Origin of the sequence: Micromonospora sp. NPDC051141, from assembly GCF_044455765.1 — a bacterium.
Lineage (GTDB): Bacteria > Actinomycetota > Actinomycetes > Mycobacteriales > Micromonosporaceae > Micromonospora.
Genome location: NZ_JBITFD010000009.1, coordinates 64,808 through 82,677, shown reverse-complemented (window position 1 = coordinate 82,677; position 17,870 = coordinate 64,808). Strand labels below are relative to the sequence as shown.

Genomic DNA, 17,870 nt, shown 5'->3' with positions numbered 1-17,870 from the left:
TCGGCGGACGAGGGGGGAACCGCACCATGAAACGGATACGTCGACGGCTGCGGCCGTTGCTGGCGGCGGCACTGGCCACGGTGGTCGGGGTGGCGTTCGCCGCCGCGCTGCCGGCCGCGCCGGCCGCAGCGAGTTACGGCTCCACGGTCACCGTCACGGCGAACGAGATGCACACCACCGAGTGCCTGGACCGGGTCTGGCTGGTCGTCTGCGACCCGCCGGAGCTGTTCGGCGTCGCGATCATCACGCAGGACGACGGCCAGCAGCAACGCTGTGAGATGGCCCTGCCGGCGGCCGCCGGCACGGACATCGTCGGCGACCGCACGGTCTGCTCCGGGCGGTCGGTCACCGGCAACTTCCGGGTCACCTTCGAGCTGTGGGAGGACGACTCCGCCGAGGGCGGCAGCCGTGAGCAGGCCGACCTCAACCCGGGCACGGCGAAGGACTGGGCCACCACGAACCTGCTCGGCGGCCGGGCCGGGGTGTCCCGGTGGACCACCAGCGGCGGGCCGTCCCGGGCGATCTTCACGGTGACGGTCGCGGCCCGACCGACGAGCATCGCCATCTCGTCGCCGCCGCCGACCGGCACGCCGCGCGAGTTCGACCCTCGGCTCGGCGAGCGGCTGATGATCAGCGGATCGCTGTCGGTGCCGTCGGCGCTGCGGTTCACCGTCACCTCGCAGGCGACCGGGGCGTCGATCGTGCTGGCCGAGGCGCCGTTCTACGGCGGCGCGTTCAACGTCGACTGGGACGGCCGCTGGTCCGACGGGTCGTACGCGGCCGTGGGCGGGTACACGATCACGGTGGTCGACCCGGTCGACGCCGGCTCGGCCCGGACCACCCAGGCCCGGGTCATCCAGCGGGTCGGGCTGGCGTTCACCGGCATGACCAGCCAGCCGGCCACGAACTGGCAGTACCGCAGCGGCCCGATCGTGGTGAGCGCGGTGGCGACGGCCGCCGGCACGTTCCGGATGCGGGTGACGCGCGGCGGCGTCGAGGTGTTCCGCAGCGCCGACCAGCGCCGCGCCGCCGGCCCGATCTCGTTCTCCTGGACCGGCCGGCACGCCGACGGCTCCTGGGCCACGCCCGGCAGCTACGTGTTCACGCTGGAGGGCACCGCCGACGACGGGCGGGCGTTCCCGGCCGCCTCGCGTACCGTGCCGGTCAGCGACCCGCCGCCCGGCCTGGAGGTGTACGCGCTGGCCGAGCCGGGCGTCCCGGCGGTCAACCCGCAGGCGGTGCCCGGCACGTCGATCCGCGCCAAGGTGGTCGCCACCGACCACACCGCCCGGCCGGCGGCCCGGATCACCGTGGAGATGAGCCCGGCCGGCTGGATCGGACGCCCGGTGACGCTCGCGCCCCGCGTGGTGAAGACCTGCGAGCAGACCGACGAGTGCCAGGCGGTGATCCCGGCGGACATCCTGGCCGGCGCGGCGGTCGCCTACCGGGTGACCGCCAGCGAGGCGGACGGGGTGCCGGAGATGCGCACCGCGACGGCGGACTGGCGGATCACCGACCTGAACCCGCCTGCGCCGTCGCAGACGCCGGAGGTGACCCTGGTCCCGCTGTGGCGGGCCAGCGTGCCGGCGGTGGTGGACGGGACCGGACGGGTGAACACCCGACCGCTGAACCAGACCATCGACGTGGCGTACGCGCCGGGCAGCGGCTACGACACCACCACGCTGGACGGCGCGCGGCAGTTCGGCAACGCGGTGGACGACAACGCGTGGCAACTGCTGGGCATCCGGTCGCGGGTGTTCCCCAGCTCGATCGGCACGCACTGGTCCCAGGTGGGGATCTGGGTGCAGAACGTGCCGGTCGAGGTGACGGTCAGCCCGGACGGCGACGCGTTGTGCCGGCGCGGCGCGTTCAGCCCGGTCAGCTTCGCCGAGACCAACGGCGTGCTGCACACCGTCAACTGCCGGGACAACGCCTCCGGCTCGGTGTTCAGCGCCGACTCGCCGATCGTGGGCTGGCACGAGCTGCACCACAGCGCCTACCACGAGGGCGACGAGTACTGCTGCGACGGCGGCTACTGGTACGGCGAGGGGAAGAACACCTACCACTCGTTGACGGACTGCCGGCGGAACGGGTCGGACGCGGGAACCTGCAACGAGATCACCGACGGCGTGTCCCCGACCGGCTGGTGGCGCAGCGACGGCCCGATGGGAGACGTCATGATCGACAACTCGGTCGAGCGGGCCGACGACATCCGGGCCGCCGAGGCGACCTTCGCACGATGCGGGAGAGGGCAATGCTGAACCGACGTCTCCGTACCCTGGTGGTGGCCGCGCTGGCGCTGCCGTTCCTGGGCGCCGTGGCGGTCGCCTCGCAGGCCGCGCCGACGGCGGCCGGCGCGGCGCCGGTGGTGCCGGCGCCGACCGTCGACCCGGCGAACCCGACCACCGGCGCCCACCTGCGGCTCGGGCTGCGCGTGTCGGCGCGGGCCGCCGCGCCGACCCTGCTGGAGATCGACCGGGGCTTCCCCTCGTCGCTGCGCGACTCCGGCGGGCCGTTCCAGCTCGTGGTGCGCGACGCCGCCGGGGCGGTGCTGGACACGCTGGCGCTCGACGACCCGCTCGCGGTCCGGGTGTACGACAGCAAGCGCAACGCGCACGACACACCCCGGGTCAAGGAGGCGGACGTGGTGGTGGACCTGCCGGTCGCCGACACCGCGGCCGTGGTGGACGTGATCCTGGCCGACCGGCGGGTCGGCCAGGTCGAGATCGGGTCGCTGATCCGGGCCTGCCAGGGCGCGCCGCTGCCCTGCGCCACCATCTAGGACCGCCGGCCGGGCACCTCCAGGATGCCGAGTTCGACCGCCTTCATGACGGTGGCCACCGGCCCGGAGGTGCCCAGCTTGCGGTGCACGTGTTCCAGGTGCTTGCGGACCGTGCCGGCGGCCAGGCCCAACCGGCGCGCGGTGGCCGGCACGGTCAGCCCGTCGGCGATGCCGCGCAGCACCTCCACCTCCCGCCCGGTGAGCGTCGCACCGCCGGGAAGGGCGACGCCGGCCGGCAGGCAGGCCCGCCGGTGCACCGGGATCAGCGCCGGTTGCAGGCGGGTGAGCAGGTCCATCTCGCGCGCGTCGAAGGCGCGGTCGCGGTTGAACTGGTACCAGCGCAGCACCGGGGTGGGCGCGACCACCAGGGTGACGGTGTGCGCGCCGATGCCACGCGGGGCGAGCACCTCGCGGTAGAGCGCGTGCTGCCGCCACTGCCGCTCCGACAGCACGTCGGTCACCTGCGCCGGCGCCCCCGGGTACCGGTGCGAGCGGCGGACTGTCGGCGCGAACAGCGGATGGTCGGTCACCTGGTGGTGCATCCGGTGAACCAGCGCCCGGTCCACCGGCCGGTCGGCGGCGAGGTCGGGTAGGCGCAGCGTGGCCAGGTCGAGTTCGGCGTAGGTGGACAGCTCGCTGTCGAGCCGGCGGGCGACGGCGGCCAGCACGGTGTCGACGAGCTCGGCGCCGCGCAGCGCCCCGATCCCGGTCGCCATCTCGCGTATCCACGCCTGGTCCGCCGCGGCGGTGGGAAGCGTCACGAGCGGCACCCTAGGAGCCAGCCTGGGATTCCCACGTCGCCAACCCGACACCCGTCACCTTCCCAACAGCAAAGGAGGGGCCCCGCTTGACGCATTCTGCATCAGCGGGGCCCCGGTCAACACCTGCCTACTTGAGGAAGCGGTCGAGCGCCGCCTCCATGGTGCCGCTGTCCGGCGCCGCGTACGACCTCATCGTCACCTTGTTGTAGGAGATGAAGCTCGGGCAGCGGGCGGCCGGCGCGGTCACGGTGCCGCCGTCGCCGATCTTCTCGCCGGTCTTCGCCGCGTGGAACGTCAGCGTGTACCGGGAGGAGATGTAGTCGACCGTGACGGCCTTGCCGTCGCTGGCCTTGTACTGGCACTTCTTCGGCGTGCCCTCGCTGCCGTCGACCATCTTGAGGCAGCCGATCACCGACACGGTGGCGAAGTCCGCCGACTTGGCGTAGTACGGCTTCTCCGAGCTGAAGGACTTCTGCGACCAGTACGACGGCCGGTCCGGGGAGTTCGAGAAGACGTACGCCTTCGCGTTCGCCGGGGTGGTGTACGGGGCGGCGTTGAGGATCGCCCCGCCGTCGCAGACCGCGGACATCTCGCTGGAGTAGCGGGCGGTCAGCGCGTCGTTGTTGGACGGCTCGTCCGGCCCGGTCGACTCCGGCCCGGACTGGCTCGGGACGGGCGTCGAGGCGCCGGGCCCGGGAGTCGCGCTGCCGGACGCGATCGGCGTCGGGTCGTCCTTGTCGTCCCCACCGAACGCGACGTAGGCGAGCCCACCGCCGCAGCACAGCAGCGTGAGCGTCACCGCGCCGGCGGCGAGGCCGACGATCAGCCCCTTCTTCGACTTGGCCGGCGGCGGGACCGGCGCGAACGGCGCCGGCGGGGGATAGCCGGGCTGCCCCTGGTACGGCGCACCCGGCTGGGCGCCGAACGGCGCACCGGAGGCCGGCTGCGTGCCGTAGGGCGCGCCGGACGCGGGCGGCGTGCCGTACGGGGCACCCGACGCCGGCTGCTGGCCGTAGGGCGCGCCGGAGGCCGGCTGTTGCCCGTAGGGCGCGTTGGGGTCGGGCTGGTTGCCCCACGCTCCGGCGTTCGGGTCCGGATAACCTCCGTAGGGAGGGTGATTGTCACTCATCTGAGGTTCTTCCACCTGTCGTCCGTGGTTCCGGCGATCAACCACCCCGCAGCGTAATGACGGGTGCAAATCCGCGATCACCGAAGTTCGATTGGTCTTCACCACCGGTGCCGGGTCGATTCCGGTGCGTGCCCGGCGCGGCGCGCGGCCCGCCCGGCGATCGCACCCCAGCAGGCTGGATCCGTTGCGGCACAACGGATGTCGGCATCGGGACCGGTCACCGGAGGTATACGAAAATGTGACACACGCTACATCGGTAAAGCGCTCAGTGTGGGACGGGCACCGTGTCCCGGGCCAGCGCCAGCGCGCCGTACAACGCCGAGTCGTCGGCGAAGCGGGAACGCACCACGTCGGGCGGGTGCGGCAGCGCCTCGGTCAGCCGGTCGACGAGCATCCGCCGGATCACCGCGCTGCGCGTCACGCCGCCGACCAACACGATCCGCTGCGGGTCGAGCAGCAGGCAGCAGGTCACCAGCGTCCGGGCCGCCTCGTCGACGCGGGCGGCCAGCGCGTCGCGCGCCGCGCCCGGCGCCTCGGCGGCGGCGGTGAGGCCGGCCGCTCCGTCCGGCACGCCGAGGTCGGCGGCGAGCCGGTCCAGCGCCCGGCCTGAGAAGTCCAGCTCCAGCATCGTCCCCGGCCAGGGCGCGCCGGCCACCGCGTACCCGATCTCGCCGGCCGCGCCGCGATGGCCCGGCAGCACCGCGCCGCCGACCGTCACGGCCGCCGCGACCCCGGTGCCGATGCCCACCACCAGCCCGGGGTCGACGCCACGCAGCGCGCCCAGCCGCAGCTCGGCCAGCGCGGCGGCGTTCAGGTCGTTGTCCACCGCGACCCGGGGCACGTCCAGCGCGTCGCGGACCGCGTCGGCCAGCCGCAGCCGTTCCCAGCCGGGCACGTTGGGCGCCAGGTCGATGCCGTCCGGACGTACCACGCCGGGCGACGCCACGCCCGCGGCGGCGAGCGGGCCGCCGACCTCGCCGACCAGGTCACCGGCGAGCTTCAGCGCCCGGGACAGCGCCTGCGGCGCGCCCTGCTCGGCGTGTGTGGGCACCCGCCGGTGGGCCAGCAGCCGGCCGTCGGCGTCGGACACCCCGACCGCCATCTTCGTGCCGCCGAAGTCGATGCCGAGCAGCAGCCCCGGGCCGCCCGTGCCGGTGGCGGACGGGTCGGACAGCCGCACGGTCACCGCGCCCCCAGCTCGGCGGCCACGGCGTCCAGCAGGTCGTCCGCCTGGCGCAGCAACCCCCGTACCGCGCTCAGCCGGTCGGCGACCGGGTCGAGCGCGGCGGAGAGCACCCCCACCTGGGTACGGACCGCGCGGGCGCCCGGCCCGTCGGCCTGCGCCCGCTGGAGCACCAGCTCCGGCCGGACCGCGGCGGCGATGAGGTCGGCGACCGCCGCGTCGTCGAGCGCGCCGGTGATCCCGTCGGCGGCGGCGCGGACACCGTCCGGGGTCCAGGTGTCCGGCCCGCCGTCGCGCACCAGCCGGCCGACGAGCGAGTGCGCGGCCCGGAACGGCACGCCGTGGCGGGTCAACGCGTCCGCCGCCGCGGTGGTGGTCGCGCCGGAGGCGACGATCTCCTCCCGGCTGGGCGGGCTCAGCGGCGCGATCTCGGCGAGGAAACCGCCGACCAGCGTGAAGAACCGCTCGGCCCGGTCGTTGCTCTCCCAGAGCCGCACCTGCACGTCGGTGGTCGCGTTGTTGGAGTCCTCCCACCAGGCGGCGCCCACGTTGTTGAGCACCGACGCGGCGTCCGCCGCGGCCTGCCCGGCGTACGAGACGAGGTGCTCCAGCACCACCGGGTTGCGCTTCTGCGGCATGATGCTGCTGCCCTGGGTGAAGTCCCCCGGCGTGGTGACCCACTGCCAGCTCAGCCAGTCCATCAGCGTCCGGGCCAGCCGGGCGCCGGTGGCCAGCGCCCGCGCGTTGAGCGTGCCGACGCGGACCAGGTGGTCGGCGCCGGCCACCGCCTCGTACGAGTTGGTGACCAGGCCGGCGAAGCCGAGCAGCTCGGCCACCCGGGCCGGGTCGATGTCCAGGTCGGTGCCGGCGAACGCGCAGGAGCCCAGCGGCGAGACGTTGAGCTGGTCGATCACGTCGGCGTACGCGGCGGCCTGGTTGACCAGCGCCTCGGCGTAGCCGGCCAGCGCGTGCCCGATGGTGGTGGGCTGGGCCGGCCGGCGGTGGGTGTAGCCGGTGATGACCACGTCGGCGTACCGGTCGGCCTGGGCCAGCGCGGTGCGGCCGGTGTCCAGCACCCGCTGGAGCACCTCGACGAGCTGGTCGCGCAGCAGCATCCGGAACACGCCGGCGTCCAGGTCGTTGCGGCTGCGGGCGAGCTGCACGTCCAGTTCGGAGGTGGGAATGCCGCACGCCGCGGCGAGGCGCTTCTCCAACAGGTAGTAGGTGTCCTCGAAGCTGCCGTCGTACGCCGGCAGGGCGGTGGGGTCGGCGCGCAGCTCGGCCAGGCCGCGCAGCAGCCGGGCCCCGCGGTCGGCGGGGATCAGCCGCTGCTCGGTCAGCATCACCACGTGCGCCTGGCTGGCGCGCACCATGGCCGGGTAGAGGTGACCGACGTGGTGGTCGTAGGTCGGGGCCAGGTGGTGGCGCTGGTAGGTGGTCAGCGTGCTCATCGGGTTTCCTTCCGGTTCGCGGTCAGGCCGAGCAGCCGCTCGGCGTTCCCGGCGAAGATCGCGCGCAGGTGGTCCTCGGGCAGGCCCAGCTCGTGGCAGACGCGGAGCTGGTCGTCGAGGTAGCGGGTGACGTAGCCGCGTGGGAACCAGGACGAGTCGCTGCCGTAGACGATGCGGTGCGGGCCGATCGTCTCGTAGGCGCGGCGGAACAGGTCCTCCAGCGTGAGCCGGTACGGCATCCATCGCACCCACTGGTTCGAGCCGGACGTGTCGATGGAGATGTTGGGGCAGCCCCAGGCCGCGAAGAACAGCTCCTGCACGTGCTGGACGCCGAAGTGCGGCACCACCACGTTCAGCTCGGGGAACCGGCGGGCCATCCGGACCAGCTCGTCCGGGCCGCCGTACCGGCCGACGGGCAGGCCGCCGGCGCTGCCGTAGTGACCGATGTGCATCAGCACCGGCACGCCGAGACGCTGGGCGGTGGCCCAGAGCGGATCGAGGTCGGCGTGGTCGAGCGGGCCGCGCAGCAGCGGCGCGAACAGCTTCAGCCCGCGCAGCCCCCGCTCGGTGACCGCACGCTCCAGCTCGGCCGCCGCGGCTGCGCCGTAGGGGTCGTGGTGGGCGAGGCCGAGCAGCAGGTCGGGGTGGCGGTCGACCACGTCGGCGAGCGCGTCGTTGCCGCCGCCGGTGACGAAGACGGCCCGGCGCACCCGCACCGCGCGCAGTTCCTCGGCCCACCGGTCCGCCTCGTCCTGCCAGCGTTCGGCGGGCGGCTCCGGGTCGGGGAAGCTCCAGGCCCGACGCCACTGCCGGGCGTACGGGGCGGACCCGGCGGCCCGCACCTCGCGTTCGTGCGGGCCGCCCGGGTGCATTCCGGCCGCGTCCTCGCAGGCGTGGACCGTCTCGTCGGCGCCGATGCGGAAGTGCAGGTGGAAGTCGACGACGTCCAGTCCCCGGTCGACGGTCATGCGTCCCCCTCGGGCAGCGGGTCGGCGGTGGGCGGGGCCGGCAGCGGGGCGGCCACCCAGGCGGCCACGATCTCGCGCAGCCGCGCGCCGGCCGTGGCGCGCACCGTCCGGCCGGCCTGCTCGGTGGCCCGCGACACGTGCCCGGACCAGCCCTGCCACGGGTCGGGTCGCGACTCGACGAGCACGTACGGGTGGGTCACCGGCAGCTTCGGGCGCGGCGGCAGGTCGGTGGCGGCGTCCAGGCGTACCGTGTGCGGCGCGAAGCCGAGCACGCCGGACGTCTCGTACGCGCCGCCGTGCCCGCGGGCGACCACGTCGCCGTAGAGCGCGCCGGTCTCCGCCGGGGTGACCAGTTGGAACCAGTTGACCAGCAGCAGGCTGGCGGTGCGCCGCCCGGAGACCCACTCCATGGCGGCCCGCACGGTGGACATGTTGGCGTCGTGGCCGTTGACCACCAGCAGCCGGGGGAAACCGGCCGCCACGATGCCCTCGATCACGTCGGCGAGGTAGCCGACCGCGATCTCCGGCCGGATCGCCACCGTGCCGGGCCAGGGGCGGGTCTGGCCGGGGCAGGCCGCGTACGCGACCGGCGGGAACAGCACGCCGCGCGGGCCGGGCCCGGGCGCGGCGCTCTCGGCGGCGAAGCCCTCGGCGAGGATGAGGTCGGCGCCGAGCGGCAGGTGCGGCCCGTGCCACTCGACGGCGCCGACCGGCAGCACCGCGAAGTCCGCCGCCGCGACGACGTCGGCCAGTTCGCCGCCGGGGATCTCGGCGGCGGGCAGCAGCCCACCGCCGGCCGGCCAGCGGTTCGTCACGCCGTCCACTTCGCCGCCTCCTTCGCGGCCCGGCCGCCGTTCTGCAGGCGGCCGGAGACCACCATCACCACGAAGATCAACACAACCTGGAGCATGCCGTACGCGGCGGCGGTGCCGACCTCGAACGAGTACATCCGGTTGTTGATCTCCACGGAGATCGGCGCGGTCTCCGAGGTGTAGATGAGCACCGAGGCGACGAACTCGCCGACGCCGTTGACGAACGCGAGCAGCGCGCCGGCCAGCACGCCCGGCAGCATCAGCCGCAGCGTGACCGTGCCGAACGCCCGCGCCCAGGACGCGCCGAGGTTGCGGGCGGCCTCCTCCAGCGACGGGTCGAGCTGGGCCAGCGTGGCCGAGCTGGACCGGAACACCAGCGGCAGGAACCGCACGAAGTACGCCAGCGGCATGATCCAGAACGTGCCGATCAGCACCTGACCGAAACTGAACGCGTTGCCGGTGCTGAACGCCGAGATCAGGTTGATCGCCACCACCGTGCCGGGCAGCGCCCAGGCCAGCATGACCGCGACGTCGAGCAGGCCACGCCCGCGGAAGTCGAGCCGGCGCACCGCGTACGCGATGAGCACGCCGACCACGACGCAGCCGACGGTGGCCAGCAGGCTCATCTGGAGCGAGTTGACGATCGGCCGGTACGCGTCCGGGTCGGAGAAGATGGTGACGAAGTTCTGCGTGGTGTAGCCGGACGGGATCACCTCGGTGGTCCACGTCCCGTCCTCGGAGAACGCCACCAGCGCGATGGTCGCCACCGGGGCGAGCAGCACCACCACGGCGAGCAGCGAGGCGGCCAGCGCCAGCCAGCGGGCGAACGGGTTGGTCAGCTCGCGGCGGTGGCTGGCCACGCCCTTGGACTGCGAGCGGTAGCTACGCCGCCCCTCGTACCAGCGCATGCCGAGCAGGAACAGCACCGACACCACCGCCAGCACCGACGCGTAGGTCGAGGCCATCGGCAGGTCGCCGTTGGTGCGGTTGATGTAGATCTGCATGGTCATCGTGCGGTCCACCCCGAACAGCAGCGGAGCGGTGTACGACGCCAGCGACGTCATGAAGACCAGCAGCGAGGCGGAGACCAGCGCCGGGGTGAGCATCGGCAGCAGCACGGTCCGCCACACCCGCACCCGGCCGGCGCCCAGGTTGTAGGCGGCCTCCTCCACCGACGGGTCCATGCCCATCAACGCGGCGGACGTGGCCAGGTAGAAGAACGGGTACATGGTGAACGTGTGCACCACCAGCACGCCGGCGATGCCGCTGAACGGCAGCACCGGGTTCTCGGTGCCGAGGAGCTGTTGCAGCGCCCGGGGCAGGATGCCGGTCTCGCTGTAGAGGAGCTGGAACGAGATCGCCCCGATCAGCGGCGGCAGCGCCGCCGGCACCAGGATGATCGCCTCGATGAGCCGGCGGCCGGGGAACGAGAACCGCTTCAGCAGGAACGCCATGGCCACGCCGACGACGCCGCAGAGGAACACGCTCGCGGCGGAGATCATCAGTGAGGTGAGCAGCGCGGAGCGGGCCACGCCGTCGCCGGTGAGGAAGCTGGCCCAGTTCTCCGGGCCGTCCACGCCGACGCTCTCGCCGAACGTGGCGAGCATCGGCTGCACCACGTAACCGAAGAGGACCAGCGCCAGCGGGAACACCAGCAGGTACGGGAACCAGCGCGAGTTGGCGTTGAGCTGCGGGCGGCGGGACCGCCGACCCGGCGGGGTGGGGTCCTCGGTGATCGGCGGGACGGTGGCCGCGCTCGGGGTCGCGGGGATGGTGCTCACCGCGTCACCTCCGTTCGCGACCGCGGGGCTCGCAGAACCGGCTCACGTCTCGCGCTCACGCCCCCACCACCCACATCCGCTCCGGCGGCAGACGCAGTCCGACCTGGTCGCCCACGGCCAGCCCGGCCGGGACGTCGATCGCGGCCACCTGCACCGGCTCGCCGGCCACGTCGACCAGCAGGTTGGTGGCCATGCCGGTGAACTCCAGCTCGGTGACCCGGCCGGGCAGCGCGCCCTCGTCGGTGGCCGCCCCGAGCGTGATGTGCTCGGGCCGCACGCTGACCAGCGCGGTGCCGCCCTCGCGGAGTCCGTGGTCGACCGGCGCGGCGACCGGGACCTCCCAGCCGCCGGGCAGCGCCACCGTCACCCGTTCCGGGCCGGCGGTCACCACCGGCAGGCTGAGCACGTTGCTGCGGCCGATGAACCGGGCCACGAACGAGGTGGCCGGCCGGTGGTAGATCTCCTGCGGCGTGCCGACCTGCCGGACCCGGCCGGACTCCATCACGGCGATCCGGTCGGACATGGCCATCGCCTCGGCCTGGTCGTGGGTGACGTAGAGCGCGGTGGTGCCGGACTCCTTCTGGATCCGACGGATCTCGACCCGGGTCTCCTCGCGCAACTTGGCGTCGAGGTTGGACAGCGGCTCGTCGAGCAGCAGCGTACGCGGCCGGATCACCAGCGCCCGGGCCAGCGCGACGCGCTGCTGCTGGCCGCCGGAGAGCTGGTCGATGCGGCGGTCGCCGTACCCGGCGAGGTGGACCTGCCCGAGCGCCTCGTCGATGCGGCGCTTCGCCTCGGCCCGGCCGACCTTACGGATCTTCAGGCCGTACGCGACGTTCTGGGCGACGCTCAGGTGCGGGAAGAGCGCGTAGTTCTGGAACACCATGCCGGTGTCGCGCTTGTTCGGCGGCCGGTTGGTGACGTCCTCGCTGCCGAACCGGATCCGGCCCGAGCTGGGAAAGTAGAAGCCGGCGACCATGCGCAGGGTGGTGGTCTTGCCGCACCCGCTCGGGCCGAGCAGGGTGAAGAACTCCCCCGCGCCGATGCGGAGGTCGACGTCGTCGACCGCCGCCGTGTCGCCGGCACGCGGGAAGCGCTTGCTCACCGACTCCAGCGTGACATCGATCATGATGTCTCTCCTTGCGTCCGGTAACCGGCTCGGACCGGTGACGGGGTGGGTGGTGCGGAACGGCGACGGCGGGACGCCGGGTGCGCGCGGCACCCGGCGTCCCGGCCGGTCAGCCCTTGTTCTTGATCTGGCTGTTCCAGTGGTTGATCCACTCGGTCTCGTTCTTGCCGATCACGTCCCAGTCGACGTCCAGCGGCTTGAGGTTGAGCTGGGCCAGCCACTCCGGCTTCTCCGCGATGTCCACGGCCGGGATCTGGTAGTAGTCCTTGGCCAGCTCGGCGCGGAGCGAGTCGTCGAAGAGGAACTCCAGGAACTTCTGCGCGCCCTCGCTGTTGCCGCCCTTGACCTGGGCCAGGCCGTCGACCAGCACCGGGGCGCCGGAGGCCGGCATCACGTAGCCGAACGGCATGTTGGCCTGGTTGGCCTGGAGCAGGATGTCCTGGAGGTTCCAGGCGCTCAGCGTGCCCTGCTGGCGGGACAGCTTCAGGTAGAGGTCGGTGGGGTTGGCGGCGTACGCGCCGGTGTTGGCGTCGAGCTTCTTCAGCCAGTCGTAGCCGGGCTGCGGGTTGCTGCCGTCCGGCGACTGCCGCACGATCATCGAGGCGTAGATCGACCGCATGGTGCCGGACGCGGCCACGTCCCGGATGATGATCTTGTCCTTGAACTCCGGCTTCAGCAGGTCGTCCCAGTCCTTCGGGGCCTGCTCCGGGGTGAGCGCCTTGTTGTTGTACATGATGACCTCGGGCAGCAGGATCTCGCCGAACCACCGGCCCTGCGGGTCCTTGTACTTCTCGTCCATCTTGTCGGCGAACGACGGCTTCCAGCTCGTGAGCAGGTCCTCGGACGCGCCCGACGCGAGACCCTGCTGGGTGCCGCCCCACCAGACGTCGGCCTGCGGGTTGGCCTTCTCCGCCCGGACCCGCTCCAGGATCTCCTGGGCGCCCAGGTTGAGCACCTCGACCTTGCCCTTGTACTCGGGGTACTTGGCGGTGAACTTGTCGACGACGAAGGTGGTGACCTTCTTGTCGCGGGCCGTGTAGATCGTCAGCTTCTCGGCCTCGCCGGAGCCGGAGCCGGAGTCACCGGAGCCGCCGCCGCAGGCGGTGCCGGCGGCAAGGACGGTGGCGAGCGCACCGGCGAGCAGGAGTCGACGTCTCATGGGGTACCTCCGAGGGGTGTTGTGGGGGATGGAGCGGTCAGGGAGCGGGTAGCAGGGTGGACAGGCCGGACGCGGCGGCCGAGAGCGCGTAGCTGACCGCGCCGTGCAGCACCGCCTGGTCACCGAGGACCGCGCGGCGGACCTCGGTCGGGCTGGGCGCGCCGGCGGACACCAGCGCCTGGAGCCGGTCCACGGCGGCGTCGTCGAGGTCGGCCGCGGCGCCGCTGAGCAGCACCCGACCCGGGTCGATCACGCAGGCGCAGGAGACGATGAGCCGGGCCCAGGCGGCGAGCACCTCGGCGAGGTACGCGCCGGCCCGCTCGTCGGTGGCGGCCAGCTCGACGAGCGCCCGTACCGGCGCGGCCGGCCGTCGGCCCGGGGCCAGGGCCACCACCCGCTCGGCGATGGCGCCGGCGGACCAGCGGGCCTCGAACGGGCCGATGCCGTCGTGCCCCCGGTCGGCCGGGTCGAGCGGCAGGAAGCCGACCTCGCCGGCCGCGCCGCCGGAGCCGCGTCGGACCTGCCCGTCCAGCACCAGCCCGGCGCCGATACCGTCGGCGACGTGCAGCAGGAGCAGGTCGGCGACGTCCGTCCCGGCGCCGGCCGCGTGCTCACCGGCGGCCATCAGGTTCACGTCGTTGTCGACCACCACCGGCACGCCGAGCCGCCGCTGCACCGACTCCCCCACCGGGCGCGCCTCGACCAGCCCCACCGAGGGGGCGAGCCGGACCGCGCCGCCGGTGGAGACGCCGGGCGCGGCGATGGCCACGCCCCGCAGCGCGGGCAGCCCGTCGCCGGCCAGTTCCGGCACGGCGGTGCAGATCAGGTCGACGATGTCGCCGGTACGCCGCACGGTGCGGTGGGCGATGACGGCGCCGTCGCTGTCGGCGATCTCGCAGCTGATCCGAGCCGGTTCCAACGCGACTGCGGCGACCAGCTCGGCACGGGGGTTGAACTCGAGGATGGCCCGGGGGCGGCCGGCGCGGGAGGCGCCGGGGCCGCGCTCGATCAGGTAGCCCTCGGCAATCAGGTCCCGGACCAGCGGGGTGAGCGTGGCGGGGCTCAGCCCGGTCAGCTCGGTCAGCTCGGCACGGGACAGCACCCGGGCGGAACGGGCGGCGGAGATCACGCTGCTGCGCTTGATCTCCTTCGACCGCTCCCGGCTCACCGGGCTCGTCGGTGGGGTCACCACGTCTGTCACACTTCCTTCCTACGGCGAACGAACTATTGCGTCAAGTCACGATCTGGTCTCGCGGGCTCGGCACCCCGGCGCGCGAACTGGACAAATGGCAGTGATGGGCACGTCCGGACGGGCCCGGTTCCGCCGATGCCACCACCTCGGCACCCACGATCAACCCGCCTTTAGTTCGAATCACGAAGAAATGCCGTCGCGCCCTTCTCCTGAGCGCCGTGATGACCCTGCCACTGAGGACAGTCACCCGTCCGGCCGGGGCGTCGACAACTCTCCGACGCGCCCCCTTTGGGTGCACCTGTTGTCGCTCCCGCGACAACAAACGCACCCACAGCTCTTGCCCCGTCGCCGCGACGGGCCGGGGCGCACGTCACCTACAGTCGGGCCATGCGGACCGACACGGCCGGGACAGCCGAACCAGCGGCAGGTTCACATCCGGCGTGGCCGATCGCGGGGCGCGCGCCGGTCCGGGCCGTCTATCCCGGCACGTTCGATCCCGTGACGCCCGGACACCTGGACGTGGTGGACCGGGCGCGCGGCCTCTTCGACGAGGTGGTCGTACTCGTCGCGGTCAACGGCGACAAACAGCCGGGCAGCGGCGAGGAACAGCGGGCCGCCGCCGTCCGGGCCGCCCTGCCGGCCGGGTGGACCAGCGTCACGGTGGCGGCGTGGCGCGGGTTGACCGCCGACTACTGCCGTCGCCACGGTGCGGGAGTGATCATCCGTGGCGTGCGGAACACCACCGACCTCCAGGCCGAACAGCGGCTCGCCGCGATGAACCAGTCGTTGGGCGTGCCCACCGTCTTCCTGCCGGCGCGGCCCGAGCTGGCCGCGACGTCGTCCACGGCAGCGCGCACCCGGGGACGGACGCCCGCGTAGCCAGCCCTCCGCACCCCGCCTCCCCAGCCGCTCAACGCGCTCCACCGCACGAGAGCACGGACCGCTGCCTCAGGCTGTCGACCGTCGACCCGACCCGCTGAACAGCGTCGCGCGACGGTGACCGAGCGTGTACCGAGTTCCGGAACCGTCCGAATTCATTGACTCCGGTCACTCTCACGCGGTTACGTGGCGGTAGCACCCCACCCCCACCACCCCCACGGCACACGTGCCGCCCGCGACGCGTGCCGGCGACGAAAGGTGCCCGACATGATGCGATTCGGAGCGGCGTACCGACGATGGCCCGGCCGGCTCACCGCGTGCGGCGCGGTCGCCGCCGTGCTCGGCGCGGTCGGCGCGGTCGGCGTCCTCGCCCCGACCGGGGCGTACGCCGCCAGCACCGGCTCGCTGGTGAGCGCCGCGAACGGCAAGTGCCTCGACGTGGCGAACAACTCCACCGCCGACGGCGCGACCGTGCACATGTGGACCTGCTATCCGACCGTCGTCAGTCAGAAGTGGACGCTCGCCGACGACGGCTCGGTGCGTTCCCAGGGCAAGTGCCTGGACGTCGCGAACAACGGAACCGCCAACGGCGCCGCCGTGCACATCTGGACCTGTTACGCCACGGTGACCACCCAGAAGTGGACGCTCACCGCCGCCGGGGACCTGGTCAACGCCGCGTCCGGCAAGTGCCTCGACATCCGCGACAACAACCAGGCCGACGGCGCGCCCCTGCAGATCTGGTCGTGCGCCGGCTCGGCCAACCAGAAGTGGACACTCACCGGCGTGAGCAACCCGACCACCCCGCCGCCGACCGCCACCCCCACCGGGCCACCCCCCTCGGACACGCCGGTGACCAACCCGGACCTCGGCCCGAACGTCAGCGTCTTCGACCCGTCGATGCCGACCTCGACCATCCAGAGCCGGCTGAACACGGTCTTCGCCCAGCAGGAGACCAACCAGTTCGGCAACGCCCGGTACGCGTTGCTGTTCAAGCCCGGCAGCTACGCGGTGGACGCCAACGTCGGCTTCTTCACCCAGGTCGCCGGTCTGGGCCTCACCCCGGGCCAGACCACCGTCAACGGCCGGGTGCACGTCGAGGCGGACTGGTGGCCGGACGGCTCGCAGAACGCCACCCAGAACTTCTGGCGCTCGGCGGAGGGACTGACCGTCAACCCGACCGGCGGGCTGGAGCGGTGGTCGGTGTCGCAGGCCGCGCCGTACCGCCGGATGCACGTGCGCGGCAACCTGGCGCTCTCCGACGGCGGCTGGTCCTCCGGGGGTTGGATCTCCGACACCAAGGTCGACGGGCAGATCCAGTCCGGGTCGCAGCAGCAGTGGATCACCCGCAGCTCGGAGATCGGCGGCTGGACCGGGTCCAACTGGAACCAGGTCTTCGTGGGCGTGTCGGGCGCGCCGGGCAACAGCTTCCCGAACCCGCCGTACACCACGGTCGGCACCGCGCCGGTGGTGGCCGAGAAGCCCTACCTGTACGTGGACGCGGCCGGCGCGTACCGGGTGTTCGTGCCCGCGAAGCGCACCGACACCGCCGGCACCACCTGGGCCGCCGGCGCCCCGGCCGGCCGGTCGATCTCGCTGAGCCAGTTCCAGATCGTGCGGCCGGGCGACACCGCGGCGAGCATCAACGCGGCGTTGGCCGCCGGCCGGCACCTGCTGGTCACCCCCGGCGTCTACCAGCTCGACCAGACGCTGAACGTGACCCGGCCCGGCACCGTCGTGCTCGGCCTGGGCCTGGCCACGTTCGTGCCGCGCAACGGGGTCACCGCGATGACGATCGCGGACGTCGACGGGGTACGGCTGGCCGGCGTCCTCTTCGACGCCGGCACCACGAACTCGAACGTGCTGCTCCAGGTCGGGCCCCCCGGGTCGAGCGCCGACCACGCCGCCGACCCGACCGTGCTCTCCGATGTCTTCGTCCGGGTCGGTGGCGCGATCGCCGGCCGGGCGACGGTGAGCATGCAGATCAACAGCGACGACGTGATCGGTGACCACGCGTGGATCTGGCGGGCCGACCACGGCAACGGCGGCACGGTCGGCTGGACCGTCAACACCGGCCGCAACGGGCTGGTCGTTGACGGCGACGACGTCACGTTCTACGGCCTCTTCGTGGAGCACTACCAGCAGTACCAGACCATCTGGAACGGCGAGAACGGGCGGACCTACTTCTATCAGAACGAGATGCCCTACGACCCGCCGAACCAGGCCGCCTGGATGAACGGGTCGACCCGGGGCTGGGCGGCGTACAAGGTGGCCGACTCGGTCACCAACCACCAGGCGTGGGGGTTGGGCAGCTACTGCTTCTTCAACGTCAACCCGGCCGTGGTGAGCGCCCGCGCGTTCGAGGTGCCGGCACGCCCGGGGGTGCGCTTCCGCAACATGGTGACGGTCTCGCTGGGCGGGGTCGGCACCATCAGCCACGTCATCAACGACACCGGGGCCACCGTCGACAGCGGTCACCAGGTGACGAGCATCGTCAGCGGTCCCTGACGGGACCGGTGTGGGGCGGCCCCCGCCCCGGGGCGGGCCCCCCCCCCCCACCCCCACCACGGTAGTGGAAATTTTGCGGTAAAAACCGCACCGGCAGACACACCCCCCCCCACCCACCCCCCCCCCCCACCCCCGCGGG

At 73.0% G+C, this 17,870-nt stretch carries 14 protein-coding genes; 4 read left to right on the top strand and 10 right to left on the bottom strand.

Going from position 1 to position 17,870, the window contains the following annotated elements:
• Positions 1-26: 26 nt before the first annotated feature.
• Positions 27-2,261, top strand: coding sequence for a hypothetical protein (locus ACIA6B_RS18420; RefSeq protein WP_396774724.1), 2,235 nt, complete (start codon positions 27-29; stop codon positions 2,259-2,261).
• Positions 2,255-2,782, top strand: coding sequence for a hypothetical protein (locus tag ACIA6B_RS18415; RefSeq protein ID WP_396774722.1), 528 nt, complete (start codon positions 2,255-2,257; stop codon positions 2,780-2,782). Before ACIA6B_RS18420 ends, ACIA6B_RS18415 begins: the two co-directional genes overlap by 7 nt.
• Here ACIA6B_RS18415 and ACIA6B_RS18410 read toward each other — a convergent pair.
• The 10 genes from ACIA6B_RS18410 to ACIA6B_RS18365 all read right to left on the bottom strand — a co-directional run bounded on the left by ACIA6B_RS18410 (position 2,779) and on the right by ACIA6B_RS18365 (position 14,356).
• The gene (locus ACIA6B_RS18410) at positions 2,779-3,543 is read right to left on the bottom strand and encodes a response regulator transcription factor (RefSeq protein ID WP_396774721.1); all 765 of its coding nucleotides are present in this window, start codon (positions 3,541-3,543) and stop codon (positions 2,779-2,781) included. The genes ACIA6B_RS18415 and ACIA6B_RS18410 overlap by 4 nt on opposite strands.
• 127 nt (positions 3,544-3,670) lie before the next feature.
• Positions 3,671-4,672 carry a hypothetical protein gene (locus ACIA6B_RS18405; protein ID WP_396774720.1) on the bottom strand — a complete coding sequence of 334 codons (1,002 nt, stop codon included), beginning with the start codon at positions 4,670-4,672 and terminating at the stop codon, positions 3,671-3,673.
• A gap of 265 nt (positions 4,673-4,937) precedes the next feature.
• Positions 4,938-5,858: an ROK family protein gene (locus ACIA6B_RS18400; RefSeq protein ID WP_396774718.1), complete on the bottom strand. Its 921-nt coding sequence runs from the start codon at positions 5,856-5,858 to the stop codon at positions 4,938-4,940.
• Positions 5,855-7,306, bottom strand: a complete 1,452-nt coding sequence (locus ACIA6B_RS18395; protein WP_396774716.1) for a lyase family protein — start codon at positions 7,304-7,306, stop codon at positions 5,855-5,857. Before ACIA6B_RS18395 ends, ACIA6B_RS18400 begins: the two co-directional genes overlap by 4 nt.
• Positions 7,303-8,274 (bottom strand): amidohydrolase family protein, encoded by a 972-nt coding sequence (locus ACIA6B_RS18390; protein WP_396774714.1) that lies wholly within the window; start codon positions 8,272-8,274, stop codon positions 7,303-7,305. Before ACIA6B_RS18390 ends, ACIA6B_RS18395 begins: the two co-directional genes overlap by 4 nt.
• Positions 8,271-9,098 carry a creatininase family protein gene (locus tag ACIA6B_RS18385; protein WP_396774712.1) on the bottom strand — a complete coding sequence of 276 codons (828 nt, stop codon included), beginning with the start codon at positions 9,096-9,098 and terminating at the stop codon, positions 8,271-8,273. The genes ACIA6B_RS18390 and ACIA6B_RS18385 overlap by 4 nt, the downstream gene beginning before the upstream one ends.
• Entirely contained in the window at positions 9,086-10,867 is a 1,782-nt protein-coding gene (locus ACIA6B_RS18380; RefSeq protein ID WP_396774710.1) for an ABC transporter permease, read from the bottom strand. Before ACIA6B_RS18380 ends, ACIA6B_RS18385 begins: the two co-directional genes overlap by 13 nt.
• A gap of 55 nt (positions 10,868-10,922) precedes the next feature.
• Entirely contained in the window at positions 10,923-11,996 is a 1,074-nt protein-coding gene (locus tag ACIA6B_RS18375) for an ABC transporter ATP-binding protein (RefSeq protein ID WP_396774709.1), read from the bottom strand.
• A 109-nt stretch (positions 11,997-12,105) separates the two neighbouring features.
• The gene (locus ACIA6B_RS18370) at positions 12,106-13,155 is read right to left on the bottom strand and encodes an extracellular solute-binding protein (protein WP_396774707.1); all 1,050 of its coding nucleotides are present in this window, start codon (positions 13,153-13,155) and stop codon (positions 12,106-12,108) included.
• A gap of 37 nt (positions 13,156-13,192) precedes the next feature.
• The gene (locus tag ACIA6B_RS18365; RefSeq protein ID WP_396774705.1) at positions 13,193-14,356 is read right to left on the bottom strand and encodes an ROK family protein; all 1,164 of its coding nucleotides are present in this window, start codon (positions 14,354-14,356) and stop codon (positions 13,193-13,195) included.
• Between the two features lie 438 nt (positions 14,357-14,794).
• Here ACIA6B_RS18365 and coaD point away from each other — a divergent pair, with 438 nt between their 5' ends.
• Both coaD and ACIA6B_RS18355 read left to right on the top strand, forming a co-directional pair.
• Positions 14,795-15,226, top strand: coding sequence for a pantetheine-phosphate adenylyltransferase (gene coaD, locus ACIA6B_RS18360; protein ID WP_396775061.1), 432 nt, complete (start codon positions 14,795-14,797; stop codon positions 15,224-15,226).
• A 270-nt stretch (positions 15,227-15,496) separates the two neighbouring features.
• Positions 15,497-17,731: a ricin-type beta-trefoil lectin domain protein gene (locus tag ACIA6B_RS18355; RefSeq protein ID WP_396775059.1), complete on the top strand. Its 2,235-nt coding sequence runs from the start codon at positions 15,497-15,499 to the stop codon at positions 17,729-17,731.
• Positions 17,732-17,870: the final 139 nt, after the last annotated feature.